Genomic DNA, 15374 nt, shown 5'->3' on the forward strand with positions numbered 1-15374 from the left:
CAATATACTTCTGAATGGAGCCTAATCAGCGAGATGTTCAAGGAATAGTATTTCAAAATCTGTTAGAGAAGGGGGGAAGAATCTGGCACTATGACAAAAACAGATGTAATTAGAGGCTTGCATGTCGTTCTCACCTTTAAATAGCAATGTGGGCAAAACTAATCCGCTTGTTCTTATCATCCTTTTTATTACAGCGGCTTTAGCCGGTTTCTTAACCTATCAGAGTCTTCAAAATGACTTTGAAACCTTGGATGGTCAAGCATATAGCTGGAACGGTCTTAAAGGACAATGGGTAATTGTGAACTACTTTGCGCCCTGGTGTGCACCATGCCTTCGCGAGATGCCTGAATTAGCGTTATTTCATCAGTCTTTGCCGAGTGATACCCAGCTGTTTGCAATTAATTACGACCCCAAAACAAAAGCTGAATTGACAGCTATGACAAAAAAATACGACATTGCTGTGCCAGTTATTGTTAGTTCTTCCGATACTAAGCTACCCATGGCTAAGCCTCCATATTTACCTGCCACTTTCATTGTGGGCCCAGATGGAAACATCAAAGATACGATAATGGGTGAAGTGACAGCTGACGGCTTGCGTCAGCGCCTTAATCAACTAAAAAGCGCTGAACGAGATTCAACAGTCTATAAACGCCCATAACGCTAAAGAATCATACACTATAGCCGTTCCAAGCGTTCTTCCTGATCTCGGAACTGCTTTATACGCGCCCTAATTCGTTGCTTTGCAAGGTGGTTGTCGCCTGCAAAATTGTAGGCATATTGAAGTTCATCCACTGCGCGATTGTATGCGCCATAAAGGGCATAGACTTCCGCTTTGCTTTGATGCATTTGCGAAAACTGCTTAGCTTTTTGATACGCTTCACTCATTAATTGGTGGGCTATTTGATAATCCTTCCTAACCAGTAGAAAATCTTTAAGCAACGAAATAGCGTCGTCGTACTTCTGTGCACTGATGTAGGCGTTCGCCTGATTTAGCGCAAGAACCTGATTTCTCGGATTGTGATTAACGTGAGGCGTTAGCATTTCTACCGCTTTTAACGGTTGCCCCAAAGAGATGTAAATGTCAGTCATTGCATCGAGATAGAAAAGGTTATCGCTATCGCCGGCAATAAGCTTATCCATTATTTTTTTTGCTTTATCAATGTGTTCGTTTCGCATGTAGGCGAGAGCTAAACCGTAAAGGGATGCTTCTTTACTTCGCTGAACATCTTGGTCTACCGCTGCTTCAAAATACTCCATTGCGTAATCTGCTTTAAACGAATACCGCGCCTTTATTCGTGCTTTCGCTAATTCAAACTGTTTGTTGATAGGAAGGTAACGTCTAGGGTAATCCCCAGCGCGGTTCCTCGCGTCAGCAATACGGGTTTCAGTTAGGGGGTGAGTTAGAAGTCGTGCAGGCGGTCTAGAAACCATACGGTATTCTTCCGCCATTGTAGAAAAGAAAGACGCAGCAGCGTTTGGATCGAAACCTGCTCTTGCAAGCATAGCAATACCGATTCGGTCTGCTTCTTGTTCATTTGTCCGCGTATAGTCAATTTGAAGTTGTGCCGATGCTGCAGAACCTGCCTGCATGGCTGCAATGCCAGCTTCAGGGTTAGCCATAGCTATGAGTACGCCACCAATAAGCGAAGCCAATGCTAATGGCGATGAGCGCCGTTGGGCTTGCATGCGTCGCGCAATATGGCGTTGGGTAACGTGAGAGATTTCGTGAGCAAGCACTGAAGCCAGCTCGCTTTCGTTTTTAGCTCTACGCATTAAGCCCGTATGTACGCCGATATGACCACCGAAAAATGCGAATGCATTTATGGCATCGTTGTTAACCCAGAAAAACTCGAAGGGGAACTTTGCGTTGTCGGCATGGACGACTAAACGGTTGCCCACATCTTGTAAATACTCATCTAATACCGGGTCTGAGATAACCGGGCTTTGTCCGCGCATTTGGCGCATTACGGCATCGCCTACGATCATTTCCTTATCAAGTGATATAGCATCAGAAGCAACCACACCTATCTCAGGTAGTGCATTTTTATTGCTGTAATTGGCATCTTGTGCAACAGCCGTTAGGCTCGATGTGAGCACGAAGGAAAGGGCAACCAAGAATGCTGAAAAATGTTTTCTCATGAACCTACAATTATTATACATATTTAATACTGCATAACGCTTAGAGCACTAAGTTGCTAAACAGTTTCAAAATTTATTATTTTCTTATGTCTACTTTTCCAGTAGACGAAGTTTAAAATTCATAGTTGTCTTAATGACAAGAGTTAGACAATTACTTGACCGAGTTTCCAGCAATTGACTACTCTCACAATACGCTTCTGACTACTCTAGCCTCACGCTGGGCAAATATTACGACAAGTTGCTCTGCATTGTTTAACAACTATTTAAACTCTCACTCTACACGCTAATAGTTATACTGTAAAAACATCATACCAGTTTGATTTTGAAAGATTCTTAACTACTACTTATTGCTAATTGCTAGTGCTATCAACTATGATGCGTGTCCTATTCTTGGTTATTTCTAGGCGTTTCTATGATTAGCGTTTTTGGTCGATGGTACCGACGCAAATTTTCTGACCCTGACGCGGCAATGCTGCTCATTTTGATTCTTTTAACCACCACAGTATTGCTGTTGTGGGGCGAACTAATTATGCCTGTGCTGGTTGCTGCGGTCATAGCTTATCTGCTTGACTGGCCGGTAAGTCGTTTGGTGGGTGTTGGTGTTAGCCGTACTCTGGCATGCGGCGTGGTAATGCTCGCATTTATCACTATCACAATTTTAACCTTAATTGGATTGGTTCCAATTATCTCAAAACAGAGCGTGAACCTTATTCAAGAAACGCCGTTAATTTGGCAAAAGGCCCAGGAATGGATCTTAACGCTACCTGATAAATACCCAGATTACGTGCAGGTGTATCAGATCCATCAGATGATGGAAGGGTTAAATGAAAAGCTGGTAGAAGTAGGAGAAACCCTAATTTCCGCTTCGTTCAGTAATATCGCCAATTTAGCCGCACTGCTAGTCTATATGGTGCTGGTACCTTTGATGGTATTTTTCATGTTGAAGGACAAGCTTTTCTTTCTAGACAGCATTTCTCGGTTATTGCCAAAAGAGCGCCGCTTAATTACCCAAGTGGGCCACGAAATGAATTCTCAAATCGCTAACTATATTCGCGGCAAGGTGATTGAGATTATTATAGTAGGCGTAGTGAGCTGTGTGACTTTTGTTCTTATGGACTTGCGCTACGCCATTTTGCTTGGCGTTTTAGTCGGCTTTTCTGTACTCATTCCATATATCGGTGCTGCAGTGGTCACAATACCTGTGGCAGTTGTTGCAATGTTTCAATGGGGAATATCGCCAGAGTTTTGGTATCTAATGATTGCCTACGGCATTATTCAAGCATTAGATGGTAATTTATTGGTTCCGTTATTATTCTCTGAAGCGGTTAGTCTTCACCCGCTTTATATAATTGTTGCTGTTTTAGTCTTTGGTGGTCTTTGGGGCTTTTGGGGTGTGTTTTTCGCCATACCACTTGCTACATTGGTAAAAGCTGTGGTTACTGCATGGTCAAGTAATCCTGTTGCAATTCCCGAAGAGGCAAAGTAGCTAACGCTAAGTATAAAAAAGCCCCGATAACTGCTCGTTATCGGGGCTTTTTTGATATTACGGAAATTTAGCTGTTCAGGTAATCTAGAACAACTGTGTGGTGTTCTTTTGTTTTGAATTTATTGAAAACATGTTCAATTACACCGTTCTCGTTTATCAAGAAAGTTTGACGGTGAATACCATCATACTCCTTACCCATAAACTTTTTAGGTCCCCACACACCAAATGCGTCGGCGACAGCGTGGTCTTCATCAGAAAGTAGGGTGAAATTAAGGTTTTCTTTTTCTATAAACTTAGGCAGTCGCTTAACTGCATCTGGGCTCACACCTAGTACAACCACATTCTTCGCGGTAAGTTCATCATTAACATCACGTAATCCCTGTGCTTGAGTTGTACAGCCTGGCGTCATTGCCTTAGGGTAAAAATACACGAGTACTTTTTTACCTGCGTAATCAGTTAAAGATACGGTTTCGTCATTTTGGTTCTGCAATGAGAATTGTGGAGCTTTATCACCAGCTTGTAACGTTTTCATTGGGATCCTTCTTGTGTTTGTCTACTACTTTGCCTGTCACGTTTAACGATTCGAACAGGGACATTAGATCAGATTCTAAAACATCGATATTTTCATCTGAAGTAAGCGAAACAATAAACTTGCATCGCATGTTGTCTTTACCAGTGGCTTTGTCTTTATAAGTGCGCTGTCTAAACGCACTAATCATGGCATCTCGCTCTGCGAAAAAGCCGGTAACGGCTTTAATCAGGCCCGTTTCGTCTTCGCCACTAAATTCAACATTAAAGAGGTGCGCGAGATTTTGCTTTTCATGGTGGCTTGTTCGCTTCATCATCGACAGCAAATCAAGGCGCTGAAATAACGCTGGTAGTATGCACTCAGCTTTTGTAATAGCCGTTTGCGTTCCCTCTATGATCATAGTCAACGAGAACTCTTTGCCATATATAGCTTGCCTGCTATCTAAAATATTGCACTGAGCTTCTGATACCGTTGTTGCAATTTCGCTTAGGATGCCAGTGTTGTCTGTACCTAAAATGGTAACGATAAGTTGTTGTTTCGACATCTACTTCACTTCAATGGTAATAATGTCGGGATGTTAGCACAGAGTTTTTTTAGAAGTCAGCGCCTTTTTCTCGCCTTTAAATAAGATATTGTCAAATTCTTGTCATTTTACATGCGCTATTACTTGTGTTTAAGCACTGACATAATTACCATGTGCGCTCACATTTTGCGGAGAGATTATGTTTACTGGTAGTTACGTAGCACTCGTCACGCCGATGCTCGAAAACGGCGATATCGATTACAAGTCTTTAGAGAAACTTGTGAAGTTTCATGTAGAGCAGGGCACTCATGGTATTGTGTCTGTTGGCACTACAGGTGAGTCGGCAACGCTACCGTTTGATGAACATATTAACGTGGTCAAAGAAACAGTAGCAATGGCATCAGGTGCTATCCCCGTTATCGCGGGAAGTGGTGCAAACTCTACCGCCGAAGCGATTTTTCTTACCGAGCAATTAGGTGCTACCGGTATTGATGGTTTCTTAAGCGTGGTGCCTTATTACAATAAGCCTCAACAGGCGGGTATGATTGCCCATTTCAACGCTATTGCCGATGCTAGCGACTTGCCTGTGATCTTATACAATGTTCCGGGCCGAACCGTTGCTGACATGCTTCCTGAAACCGTTGCAGAATTATCTGCCCACAAAAATATTGTTGGCCTTAAAGACGCAACCGGTAACATTGCCCGATTAAAAGAAACCCAGCCACTTGTACCTGAAGATTTTGTTATTTTAAGTGGCGACGATGGCACAAGCGCCGAGTTTATGTGCGAGGGTGGGCATGGTGTTATTTCAGTTACCGCAAATATAGTACCTAAAGCTATTGCACAAATGTGCGAAACTGCCCTCAATAAAGATTTCGATAAATGTCGAGAGATCGACGAGACAATCAAGCTATTGCACAGTGAGCTTTTCATTGAACCAAACCCTGTCATGCCTAAGTGGGCGTTATACAAAATGGGAATGATGAAAAGTGCTGTTATGCGATTACCTATGGTTTTACCGGAACTATCAAGCCAAAAACGTATCGAAGAACTACTAAAAAAATACGCATTGATTTCTGGTTAATAAGGAATACAGATGAAAAGAACGCTGGCTATAGCAAGTTCAGTAGCAATGGTTGCACTTGCAGGTTGTTCAAGCCAAATAGATAGAAAGACCGCTTCTGGTAGCTACGAGTACTTAAAAACTAAAGAACAAAAGACGTTAGAAGTACCTCCTGGCTTAGATGCACCTACCTTTTCGAGAGACTTTGCTTTACCTGAGGTAGGCAAAGAAGCAGACCCGTCGCTAGTAGGTAAGAACTTGATGGTTCGTTCTCCTGCGTTGGTTCTACCTTTAGTTACTGGCTCTCACGTTGAAGAAGGTAAGAGCTCAGCAACGATTTGGTTTGACCAAGTTGATGATAGCCAACCGCTAAGCCAAGCAATCTGGAACTCATTATTAAGTTTCTTAGATGAGCAGGGAATAGGCGTAGATAGCTTTAGCCCGGAAGATAAAGTTTTGATTACTGACTGGATGGTCATGACCAAGGAAATTGATGGTCCTTGGTATAGCTTTATTGACGAAGAGAGCGAGATAGGTCGCCGTTTCGAATTCAACCTAGACGTTAAACCTCACGGTCGTAGCGCTGCATTAACGGTTGATTTAAAAGACTACATGCAAACCGTAGGCAACGACGTAGTTGCAGAGGTCTCTTCTTTGGAAGAGCGTCGCGAAGAAGTTGAAGTATTAAACCAGGTTATCGGTCATTACGAATATCAAATTCAGCTTGCTGAAACGCGAAGAATTGCGAAGATTCGTCAAGGTATTAATACGGAAATGGGCTTTAACGATGACGGTGACCCAGCATACATCGTAGAAGCGCAATATGACGTTGCTTGGCCGCGAATGCTATTGGTGCTTCGCAAACTAGGTTTTGATGTCAAAGATTTAGATAAATCAAATGGCCTGCTTTTTATCGCTTATAATGGCGATCAGGGGAGCTGGTGGGATGGTTTATTCTCAAGCGATGCCGAATTACTCAAAAAGGGTGATTATCGTTTGAAAGTTGCAAAAGCGGGTGCAAATCGCACATCTGTTACCTTCATGAATAATGAAAGTATACCGTTTGAAGCAAATCAGGTTTCCGACCTTTACAGTGCATTTGCTGAGGTCATGTCAGAAGATAACCTTGATATATAACTGAGACTGAGAATGGAAAAACGCGACGAGCTTTACCGAGGTAAAGCAAAAACTGTTTATTACACTGATGATAGCGATAAACTAATTCTTTACTTTCGAAATGACACTTCAGCGTTCGATGGCGAAAAAATAGAGCAGCTTGATCGCAAGGGTGAAGTAAACAACAAGTTTAACCACTTTATAATGACTAAGCTTGAAGAAGCGGGCATTGCAACACAAGTTGAAGCTTTGGTTTCTGATACTGAGTCTTTGGTTAAAAAGCTCGACATGATCCCTGTCGAGTGTGTGGTGAGAAACTTGTCTGCTGGCTCTTTAGTGCGCAGACTAGGTGTTGAAGAAGGTAAAGAGCTTAACCCACCTATTTTCGAGTTTTTCCTTAAAAACGATGCGCTTCATGACCCAATGGTAAATGACTATCACATTCTATCATTCGGTTGGGCAACCGAAGCTCAGATTGCTGAAATGAAGGCGCTTACCTTCAAAGTTAACAATGTACTTAAAGCATTGTTTGACGAAGCAGGTATGCTTCTAGTTGACTACAAACTTGAGTTTGGTGTCGATAAAGATGGCAACATCGTGTTAGGCGATGAGTTTACGCCTGACGGCTGTCGCTTATGGGATAAAGAAACTCGTAAGAAAATGGACAAGGACCGTTTCAGACAGGGACTTGGCTCGGTAGTAGAAACTTATATTGAAGTTGCTGAGCGTTTAGGCCTGTCTCTATAGATACAGACCTGCTAGCACTTTAAAGAAAAGAGGACCTTATGGTCCTCTTTTTCGTTTGATGGTTATAACTTACTTCTAGTTTTAGGTCATTTAAAAAAAGTTTTTGACGTTATTATTCTCGTTATACTTTTTTTGAAGAATGTATTTCTAGAGATAAAGGTGAGCGCAAAGGAGCGGACATTGTTTAGAACACTTTCTTTAGTCACGGTGGCAATGGTTGCGTTTGCCGCAAATTCGCTGCTGTGCAGAATGGCGCTGGCGAATACAGATATTGACCCCGCTAGCTTTACCGCGTTGCGCTTAACAAGTGGTGCTCTTGCACTTACGTTCTTGTCGCTCTTTTCTTTGCGAAAAGTACCAGGGGACTCAGGCCTTTGGGTTAACCTAAAAAGTAATGCAACCTTCCTCGGTGGCGCTTCACTATTTTTGTATGCACTTTGTTTTTCATACGCCTACATTTCTATGGCTACTGGCACAGGGGCATTGTTGTTATTCGGCGCAGTACAATTGACTATGATCAGCTTTGGCCTTGCAAGAGGAGAACGGTTTAAGCGTTTTCAATGGCTAGGTTTCCTCCTTGCATTTGCCGGTCTGGTAATTTTGTTGCTACCGAGTGCATCAGCGCCACCGCTTTTAGCTGGCATAATCATGGTCACCGCAGGTATTGCGTGGGGCGTATATTCTCTATTAGGCAAAAAAAGTAAGTCCGCATTGTTTGCTACATCGGGCAACTTTATATACGCATCAATCTTATGTATCCCATTAGTTGGTTTTTTACTATCACTGAATAGTACTGAGTTAGTATTTGACAGTACTGGGGCCTTATTAGCACTAGTTTCTGGCGTTGTGGCGTCAGGATGTGGTTATGCAATATGGTACAGCGTGCTGCCACTTATTAAATCAACTACTGCTGCCACTGTTCAATTGAGCGTTCCAGTAATCGCAACTTTGATGGGATGGGCTATACTTGGTGAGCAACTTAGCATTCAGGTTGTTATCGCTTCTATCATGACGCTGGGTGGCATCTATTTGGTGATAAAAAGATAGCTTGCTACACGGAAAATAGTGCGTTGCACTTTTAACTACCTCAAATTTTATTGTAAGCATTTTTCAACAGGTTGTTAACGCTCACATGTTTTTGGGTAAAACGTAACGAGAGATACTTATCTTTTTAGACTAAAGCAAAATGTTATATTGCTATCCGTAATGCTAAAGTTCAGCGATTAACAATGTGTATATCGTCGGACGCAAAGTGGCGAAGTGTAGCAGCAACTATTGGTGGGAAAGTTTATTGGAGCGCAGAGTGTTAATTAAAGGAGCATTGTCTGACGAACTCGAGAGGGTATCTGTTCTAAGAAAATTAGCGCTACTAGATACGCCCAATGAAGCGCGTTTTGATCGGATCACGAGTTTGGCAAGTAGTGTACTTAATTGCCGATTCGCAACGATAACGCTAGTTGATAGCGATAGACAGTGGTTTAAATCCTCAGTCAATCTTGAGATAAAAGAGTCCGCTCGTGATATTGCCTTTTGCAGCCACACCATCTGTGAAACAGACCCATTAATTATCCCTGATACCAAAGAAGATCCGCGCTTTAAAGATAATCCATTTGTTTTGGGCGAGCCCCATATTCGCTTCTACGCGGGAATAAAGCTTGTTGTAGATGGTTACGCTGTGGGTACTCTATGTGTACTTGATACGCAGCCACATGACTTTAATGAAAGCCAGCTTTTTCAGCTAGAAAAGCTAGCTGAGCTCGCAAACGCAGAGATTTGTAGGAAAGAAGATACTGAGCTATCAAAGCAAATTACTGAGTACCAAAATCAACTCGAGCAAACGCAAAAGCTTACGAGGGTTAGAAGTACTATTCTCGAAAAAGTAGTAAATGCGGAATCACTTCACAGTGTACTTTTCGATATTGTTGATGCCATTGAAGGAGAGTATCCGAATAAGCTCTGTAGTATTCTGCTGCTGCAAGATGGCAAGTTAAGAAAAGGTGCAGCGCCGTCCTTACCCGATTTTTATAACGATGCTATAGACGGACTTGAAATTGGGCATGGTGTAGGCTCTTGTGGCAATGCAGCAGCCACTAACAACCCAACTGTTGTGGAAGATATTAGTACACACCCTTTTTGGGATGGCTATCAAGAATTGGCTGCACAGGCGGGGGTAGCGTCCTGCTGGTCTCAACCTATTAGAGGGTCAAACGGGAACGTAATTGGCACCTTCGCAATCTATCATAGTTATAAAGCGGTACCCACGCCCGAAGAAATTATTCTCATAGAGCAGTTTGCACATATCGCGAGTATAGCGATAGAGAGAGAATTGGCTAACGACCTTATTTGGAAACAAGCCAACTTCGATACGCTTACTGGTCTACCGAATAGGAACCTTATGCTGGATCACCTCGACTTAGCGATTAAGACAGCTAAAAGAGAAAATGACAAGGTTGCTGTTCTTTTTCTAGATCTCGACAACTTTAAAGATATAAACGATACCCTCGGACACGATGTAGGCGATGAGCTTTTAAAAGAGTGTGCTAAGCGATTTACGCAAAACGTACGCGCTAATGATACCGTTTGTAGGTTAGGTGGTGATGAATTTGTTATCATTTTAAATAGCATCAATAGCTTAAGTTCAGTAGACGCCATAATACAGAAGCTGCTTGAAGTGATTGCAGAGCCGTTTGTTATCGATATTGATCGCGTACATACAAGTGGTAGTGTGGGGGTAACTTTATATCCAGATGATGCTAGTAATACGAAAGACTTGTTGAAGTACGCAGACCAAGCCATGTACCAAGCGAAAGCGTCGGGGAAAAATAGTTACAAATTTTATACCTTAGACTTGCATGAAGCTGCGGTAAAGCGACTGTCTCTTTTAAATGACCTCCGCTATGCCGTTAAAAACAATGAACTTTTCGTTGAATATCAGCCTATAACGACACTTAGTAATGGTCAGATTTTAAAGGCGGAAGCTTTGCTTCGATGGCAGCATCCTCAAAAAGGTCGAATTCCGCCGGATGAATTTATTCCTTTAGCAGAAGAGTCTGGTTTAATTATCGAAATTAGCGACTGGGTTTTTGATGAAGTGTGTAGGAATGTAAAGCATTGGCAGTCACATTATCGCCGTGATCTTCAAATAAGTATAAACACATCACCTTGCCAATATTTTCATCAAGAATCGAATATTACGAACTGGCTTAACAAATTGCTCGAGATAAATGTTTCAGCGAAATCGATTTTACTTGAGGTCACAGAAAACCTTTTAATGAAGGCCGACGAAGAGGTTTCTAAAAAGTTGTTCCAGTTTAGGCAAGCAGGTGTTGGTATAGCCCTTGATGATTTTGGTACGGGGTATTCTTCTATTTCTTATCTGAAAAAGTTTCCTACCGATTTTATAAAAATCGACAAAAGCTTTGTTAAAACGATGACAGACGTCAGTAACGATAAAGTGCTGTGTGAAGCTATTATCATTATGGCTAAAAAGCTTGGAATAAAAGTGGTAGCAGAGGGTATTGAAACTCAAGAGCAGTTTGAAATTCTCAAAGCAATGGGGTGCGATTATGGTCAAGGGTATTACATAGCAAGGCCCATGAGTAAGGTTAACTTCGAATCCCTTCTAAAAGCAACTAGCACCGTATGCAGTGCTAGTTGAAGTGCTCAATTAGCTCATCGAATTAGGACAAGGTAGCTAGGGCCTTTCCAGAGTACTGTTCTAGTTCCTGAGTTCGGTTTTCTTTAATCTTATTGGCCCAGTTGGGGTCTTGTAACAAGGCTCTTCCAACCGCGACTAAATCAAATTCACCGGCATCAAGGCGCTCGAGTAAATCGTCAACAGCACGCGTGCTTGAATCTTGGCCTTTGAAGGCACCGAAGAAGTCATCATTAAGCCCTACTGAACCAACGGTAATGGTAGGTTTTCCAGTAATCTTTTTAGTCCAGCCTGCAAGGTTTAACTCACTTTCTTCAAATTCACTCTCCCAGTAGCGGCGCTGTGAACAATGAAAAATATCTACGCCAGCATTACTGAGTGGAAGCAAGAACTTCTCTAGTTCCTGTGGCGTGTGTGCTAAACGGGCGGTGTAGTCTTGCTGTTTCCATTGTGAGTAGCGCAGCACAATAGGAAAATCGGGACCAGTTGCTGCGCGAATAGCTTTGATTATTTCCACCGCAAAGCGACCACGATTCTCCATACTACCGCCCCAGCTATCAGTACGCTGATTAGTGCCTTCCCAGAAGAACTGGTCGATTAGATATCCATGTGCTCCGTGAATTTCTATCCCATCCATGCCAATAGCTTTGGCATCAGCCGCTGCTTGAGCAAAAGCGGATATTACAGATTCAATGTGCTCGACTGTCATGGGTTCAGCGCCCTGTTTTCCAGGTTTGAAGAGTCCCGACGGCCCCGCACTTGGCAGCTCAGGGTAGGGCGCTTTGTCTGCGACCCGTGCCATACCCACATGCCACAACTGTGGCATGATTTTACCGTCTACACTATGAACCTCGTCTACCACATTTTTCCATGCTGCCAAGGCCTCGTCGCCGTGGAATTGGGGAATGTTCGCATCCATGGTAGCGACTTTGTCGTTTACGGTAGTACCCTCGGTAATGATTAAACCAGTACCACCTTGAGCGCGGCGTTTATAGTAACCGGCAACATCGCTGGTAGGTATGCCGTTAGGTGAGAACTGGCGAGTCATGGGCGCCATAACGATTCGATTATTTAACGATAGGTTGCCTTGTGAATAAGGCTTAAACAGTGCGTTTGCTGCCATTTTTTATCTCTACGTTTTTAGATTGTTTTCAGATAGTACTGGCGAGGTAGGCTAAGTCAATTTTCAAATCTTGATAGTAAGACATAAGTAAAAGTGAAGTGCGATGTTCACTTAGGCGGGCGTTCTCATTAACTGGCTCAACGATAAGTTAGGAGCACAGTCACACAGGCATGGTCATAAATGTCACTGTATAAACGTATACAACGTAGGGCATTTTTTAATTAAACCGTTATGGCTACAGGTAACAAGTGGTTAGCAAACACGTTAATATGCAAAATTATAAGCATGATAACGTTTAAGTGTCTTCAAACAGTTTGTCTTAACAAAAATGCTATTAGCCAAAGACAGTAAAGTTGACGTTATTACAAATAACAAAAGAGGGATGAAAATGAACGAAATCACATTTACCCGTGAGGAAAAAGACGCATTGGTCGCTAAACTACAACGATACTGTGATGATGAGTTAAATATGGAATTAGGCCAATTTGACGCAGAGTTTCTTCTCGATTTTATCAGTAAGGAAATGGGCGCAACCTTTTATAACAAAGGCATAAGTGATGCTAGAGCGGTTGTAGCATCGCGCTTACAAGTTATTGATGAAGAACTATATGCCATCGAAAAGGTAATTTAACTAAATACAGTCATTTAAAGCCTGCACTCAGCAGGCTTTCATATTAAATGGCAGATGGTTGGTCCACCTCATTAAGTAATGAATGATCGGTACTAGAGTTCCTGATTGGTAGGTCTGATGATCATTTCGTTGATATCTACATCGCCAGGCTGCTCAATGGCAAAAGTTACAGCACGGGCAATTGCATCTGCGTCGATAGCATCGTCGTACATATCTTCTGCCATTTGCTTCGAGTCTTTGTGAGATATGTGGTCAGTAAGCTCTGTCGCCACTGCACCTGGTGAAATATTCGTTGAACGAATTTGACCGTTTGACTCTTTGCGAATACCTTCGCTTATTGCCTTAACAGCAAATTTAGTGGCGCAATAAACCGTAGCTCCTGGGAAAACCACATGACCCGCCACAGAGGATAGATTGATAATATGTCCGCTTTGTTGTTCGCGCATGCGCCCTAAAACCGCTGCTACGCCGTACATAACGCCTTTAATGTTTACATCTATCATCTGGTCCCACTCATCAACCTTTATCTCGTCAAGCGGAGCGAGGGGCATAAGGCCAGCATTATTGACTAGCACGTCAATGCGGTCGTAGGTATCTATTGCAGCTTTTGCAAGTGCCTCAACCTCTTCTCTTTTCGTGACATCGACCGTTTTATAGGTTGCGTGTCCACCTGAAGATTCAATTTCATCAACAAGTTTTTTAAGACGGTTTTCACGGCGAGCCCCCAACACTAATTTAGCGCCTTTTTCCGCAAGCATTTTCGCTGTCGCTTCTCCAAGCCCGCTACTCGCGCCTGTGATGATGACTACTTTTCCAGAAACTTCATTCATAACATTATCCTTACGTTTGATTAGTCGTAAGTTGCTACGTCTAAGTATCGAAGTGGATTACATTAATTCGTATAAATGCTGTGAGAATGCTGATGAGAGCGGTGAATGAAGAGGTTACAGGGGGACTTTTATTTTTAGCGGGCATTTAGCCACGCAGCAACAAGGAAGAATTTCATCATCATCAATAAAGGCGAGGGGATCGGTAGTGTATTCAACTTCGCCTTCAATAAGCTTAGTTCGACACGCACCGCAAAAGCCTTCACGGCAGTGGTAGTGAATATTGACGCCTGCTGATTCGAGGGCGTTTAAGATGGTGGTATCAGAGGGGGCAATAATCGCCCCCACATCGACAACGTCGATGCGGAGTGATTTATCGTTACTGCTCATTAAGCTGTGGTTTTACAGCTCAAAATCAGCAAAGTCGTCTTCGCTTACTGCAGAGTCTATTTGTCCAACTAGATAAGAACTGATTTCAGATTCTTGTGGCGCTACTTGTACATTGTCTGAATTTAGATAGTTATTCATCCAAGGTAGCGGGTTGCTGCTAATCTCAAATGGTGTATCTAGACCTATGGCAGACATACGTTGATTCGCAATGTACTCAACGTACTGGCAAAGAATTTCTTTGTTAAGGCCAATCATAGAGCCGTTTTGGAACAGATAGTCAGCCCATTGCTTTTCTTGCTCAACCGCATTCATGAAGATAGCGCGGGCTTCTTCTTTACATTCTTCTGCTATTTGCGCCATTTCAGGGTCATCTTTACCCTTGGCCCACAAGTTGAGAATGTGCTGGGTTGAAGATAAGTGAAGGTTCTCATCACGGGCAATCAATCGAATGATTTTCGAGTTACCTTCCATTAATTTGCGTTCTGCGAAAGCGAACGTACAAGCAAAAGATACGTAGAAGCGGATTGCTTCAAGCGCATTTACCGAGTTCATACACAGATAAAGCTTCTTTTTAAGCTCGTACATATTAATTGTGTACGCAGTACCATTAACGGTATGAACGCCTTCACCTTGTGTTTGCCAAAGTTGAGTGGCAAAAATGAGGTCGTCATAATACTTTGATATATCAGCGGCACGGCGCTTAATCTCGTCGTTTACTACGATATCTTCAAATATTTCACTCGGGTCTGAGAACAAGTTACGCAAGATATGGGTATATGAGCGCGAATGAATAGTCTCAAAGAAAGACCATGTTTCAACCCATGTTTCTAACTCGGGTAGCGAGATAATAGGCAAGAACGCAATATTTGGGCTACGACCTTGTACCGAATCTAACAGAGTCTGGTACTTAAGGTTGGAAATAAAGATGTGTTTTTCTGGGTCGGTTAATTTTTGAAAATCAACACGATCGCGAGAAACGTCTACTTCTTCAGGGCGCCAAAAAAAGCTAATTTGTTTCTCAATAAGCTTTTCGAAAATGGCATGCTTTTGCTGATCATAGCGTGCAACGTTTACGGGATTACCGAAAAACATCGGCTCGATCAATGGATTAGTACTTTGCTGATTAAACGTAGTGTATTTCATGA

The 15374-nt window shown here is 42.6% G+C and carries 15 protein-coding genes; 8 read left to right on the top strand and 7 right to left on the bottom strand.

What is annotated here, in order from left to right; all coding sequences use genetic code 11:
- Positions 1 to 121: 121 nt before the first annotated feature.
- A complete protein-coding gene (locus ACYX4N_RS10750; protein ID WP_476054019.1) occupies positions 122 to 658 on the top strand; it encodes a TlpA family protein disulfide reductase in 537 nt (178 codons plus the stop codon).
- Positions 659 to 675: 17 nt separating this feature from the next.
- Here ACYX4N_RS10750 and bepA read toward each other — a convergent pair whose 3' ends face one another.
- Entirely contained in the window at positions 676 to 2139 is a 1464-nt protein-coding gene (gene bepA / locus ACYX4N_RS10755; protein WP_474806564.1) for a beta-barrel assembly-enhancing protease, read from the bottom strand.
- 412 nt (positions 2140 to 2551) lie between these two features.
- On the opposite strand from bepA, the gene ACYX4N_RS10760 reads away from it, so the two are divergent.
- Complete coding sequence (locus ACYX4N_RS10760) at positions 2552 to 3625, top strand: AI-2E family transporter (protein WP_474806566.1); 1074 nt, start codon at positions 2552 to 2554, stop codon at positions 3623 to 3625.
- A gap of 67 nt (positions 3626 to 3692) precedes the next feature.
- On the opposite strand, the gene bcp is transcribed toward ACYX4N_RS10760, so the two are convergent.
- Both bcp and ACYX4N_RS10770 read right to left on the bottom strand, forming a co-directional pair.
- Complete coding sequence (gene bcp / locus ACYX4N_RS10765) at positions 3693 to 4157, bottom strand: thioredoxin-dependent thiol peroxidase (protein WP_476054020.1); 465 nt, start codon at positions 4155 to 4157, stop codon at positions 3693 to 3695.
- On the bottom strand, positions 4135 to 4698 hold the full coding sequence (locus tag ACYX4N_RS10770) for a glycine cleavage system transcriptional repressor (RefSeq protein ID WP_474806570.1): 564 nt from the start codon (positions 4696 to 4698) through the stop codon (positions 4135 to 4137). The genes bcp and ACYX4N_RS10770 overlap by 23 nt, the downstream gene beginning before the upstream one ends.
- A 178-nt stretch (positions 4699 to 4876) precedes the next feature.
- Between ACYX4N_RS10770 and dapA the strand changes: the two genes are divergently transcribed.
- The 5 genes from dapA to ACYX4N_RS10795 all read left to right on the top strand — a co-directional run bounded on the left by dapA (position 4877) and on the right by ACYX4N_RS10795 (position 11261).
- Positions 4877 to 5761 (top strand): 4-hydroxy-tetrahydrodipicolinate synthase, encoded by an 885-nt coding sequence (dapA, locus tag ACYX4N_RS10775; RefSeq protein ID WP_476054021.1) that lies wholly within the window; start codon positions 4877 to 4879, stop codon positions 5759 to 5761.
- A gap of 12 nt (positions 5762 to 5773) precedes the next feature.
- Positions 5774 to 6877 (top strand): outer membrane protein assembly factor BamC, encoded by a 1104-nt coding sequence (gene bamC / locus ACYX4N_RS10780; RefSeq protein ID WP_474856817.1) that lies wholly within the window; start codon positions 5774 to 5776, stop codon positions 6875 to 6877.
- A gap of 12 nt (positions 6878 to 6889) precedes the next feature.
- Positions 6890 to 7603 carry a phosphoribosylaminoimidazolesuccinocarboxamide synthase gene (gene purC, locus ACYX4N_RS10785; RefSeq protein WP_476054022.1) on the top strand — a complete coding sequence of 238 codons (714 nt, stop codon included), beginning with the start codon at positions 6890 to 6892 and terminating at the stop codon, positions 7601 to 7603.
- A gap of 180 nt (positions 7604 to 7783) precedes the next feature.
- A complete protein-coding gene (locus tag ACYX4N_RS10790; protein WP_476054023.1) occupies positions 7784 to 8650 on the top strand; it encodes a DMT family transporter in 867 nt (288 codons plus the stop codon).
- A gap of 256 nt (positions 8651 to 8906) precedes the next feature.
- Positions 8907 to 11261, top strand: a complete 2355-nt coding sequence (locus ACYX4N_RS10795; RefSeq protein ID WP_476054024.1) for a sensor domain-containing phosphodiesterase — start codon at positions 8907 to 8909, stop codon at positions 11259 to 11261.
- A gap of 22 nt (positions 11262 to 11283) precedes the next feature.
- On the opposite strand, the gene ACYX4N_RS10800 is transcribed toward ACYX4N_RS10795, so the two are convergent.
- Positions 11284 to 12381: an NADH:flavin oxidoreductase gene (locus ACYX4N_RS10800; RefSeq protein WP_474806578.1), complete on the bottom strand. Its 1098-nt coding sequence runs from the start codon at positions 12379 to 12381 to the stop codon at positions 11284 to 11286.
- A 388-nt stretch (positions 12382 to 12769) separates the two neighbouring features.
- On the opposite strand from ACYX4N_RS10800, the gene ACYX4N_RS10805 reads away from it, so the two are divergent.
- The gene (locus ACYX4N_RS10805; protein WP_474806580.1) at positions 12770 to 13012 is read left to right on the top strand and encodes a DUF2164 domain-containing protein; all 243 of its coding nucleotides are present in this window, start codon (positions 12770 to 12772) and stop codon (positions 13010 to 13012) included.
- Between the two features lie 92 nt (positions 13013 to 13104).
- On the opposite strand, the gene ACYX4N_RS10810 is transcribed toward ACYX4N_RS10805, so the two are convergent.
- The 3 genes from ACYX4N_RS10810 to nrdB form a co-directional block, all read right to left on the bottom strand.
- A complete protein-coding gene (locus tag ACYX4N_RS10810; RefSeq protein ID WP_476054025.1) occupies positions 13105 to 13842 on the bottom strand; it encodes an SDR family oxidoreductase in 738 nt (245 codons plus the stop codon).
- Positions 13843 to 13956: 114 nt separating this feature from the next.
- On the bottom strand, positions 13957 to 14229 hold the full coding sequence (yfaE, locus tag ACYX4N_RS10815) for a class I ribonucleotide reductase maintenance protein YfaE (RefSeq protein ID WP_476054026.1): 273 nt from the start codon (positions 14227 to 14229) through the stop codon (positions 13957 to 13959).
- Between the two features lie 12 nt (positions 14230 to 14241).
- Positions 14242 to 15372 (bottom strand): class Ia ribonucleoside-diphosphate reductase subunit beta, encoded by a 1131-nt coding sequence (gene nrdB, locus ACYX4N_RS10820; RefSeq protein ID WP_269916991.1) that lies wholly within the window; start codon positions 15370 to 15372, stop codon positions 14242 to 14244.
- Between the last annotated feature and the right edge of the window lie 2 nt (positions 15373 to 15374).

The organism is Alteromonas sp. ABH4_452 (genome assembly GCF_056311825.1).

Excerpts from the sequence above, each read along its gene's own strand:
- ACYX4N_RS10750 (WP_476054019.1), top strand. The coding sequence starts at position 122 with ATGTCGTTCTCACCTTTAAATAGCAATGTGGGCAAAACTAATCCGCTT.
- bepA (WP_474806564.1), bottom strand. The coding sequence starts at position 2,139 with ATGAGAAAACATTTTTCAGCATTCTTGGTTGCCCTTTCCTTCGTGCTC.
- ACYX4N_RS10760 (WP_474806566.1), top strand. The coding sequence starts at position 2,552 with ATGATTAGCGTTTTTGGTCGATGGTACCGACGCAAATTTTCTGACCCT.
- bcp (WP_476054020.1), bottom strand. The coding sequence starts at position 4,157 with ATGAAAACGTTACAAGCTGGTGATAAAGCTCCACAATTCTCATTGCAG.
- ACYX4N_RS10770 (WP_474806570.1), bottom strand. The coding sequence starts at position 4,698 with ATGTCGAAACAACAACTTATCGTTACCATTTTAGGTACAGACAACACT.
- dapA (WP_476054021.1), top strand. The coding sequence starts at position 4,877 with ATGTTTACTGGTAGTTACGTAGCACTCGTCACGCCGATGCTCGAAAAC.
- bamC (WP_474856817.1), top strand. The coding sequence starts at position 5,774 with ATGAAAAGAACGCTGGCTATAGCAAGTTCAGTAGCAATGGTTGCACTT.
- purC (WP_476054022.1), top strand. The coding sequence starts at position 6,890 with ATGGAAAAACGCGACGAGCTTTACCGAGGTAAAGCAAAAACTGTTTAT.
- ACYX4N_RS10800 (WP_474806578.1), bottom strand. The coding sequence starts at position 12,381 with ATGGCAGCAAACGCACTGTTTAAGCCTTATTCACAAGGCAACCTATCG.
- ACYX4N_RS10805 (WP_474806580.1), top strand. The coding sequence starts at position 12,770 with ATGAACGAAATCACATTTACCCGTGAGGAAAAAGACGCATTGGTCGCT.
- ACYX4N_RS10810 (WP_476054025.1), bottom strand. The coding sequence starts at position 13,842 with ATGAATGAAGTTTCTGGAAAAGTAGTCATCATCACAGGCGCGAGTAGC.
- yfaE (WP_476054026.1), bottom strand. The coding sequence starts at position 14,229 with ATGAGCAGTAACGATAAATCACTCCGCATCGACGTTGTCGATGTGGGG.
- nrdB (WP_269916991.1), bottom strand. The coding sequence starts at position 15,372 with ATGAAATACACTACGTTTAATCAGCAAAGTACTAATCCATTGATCGAG.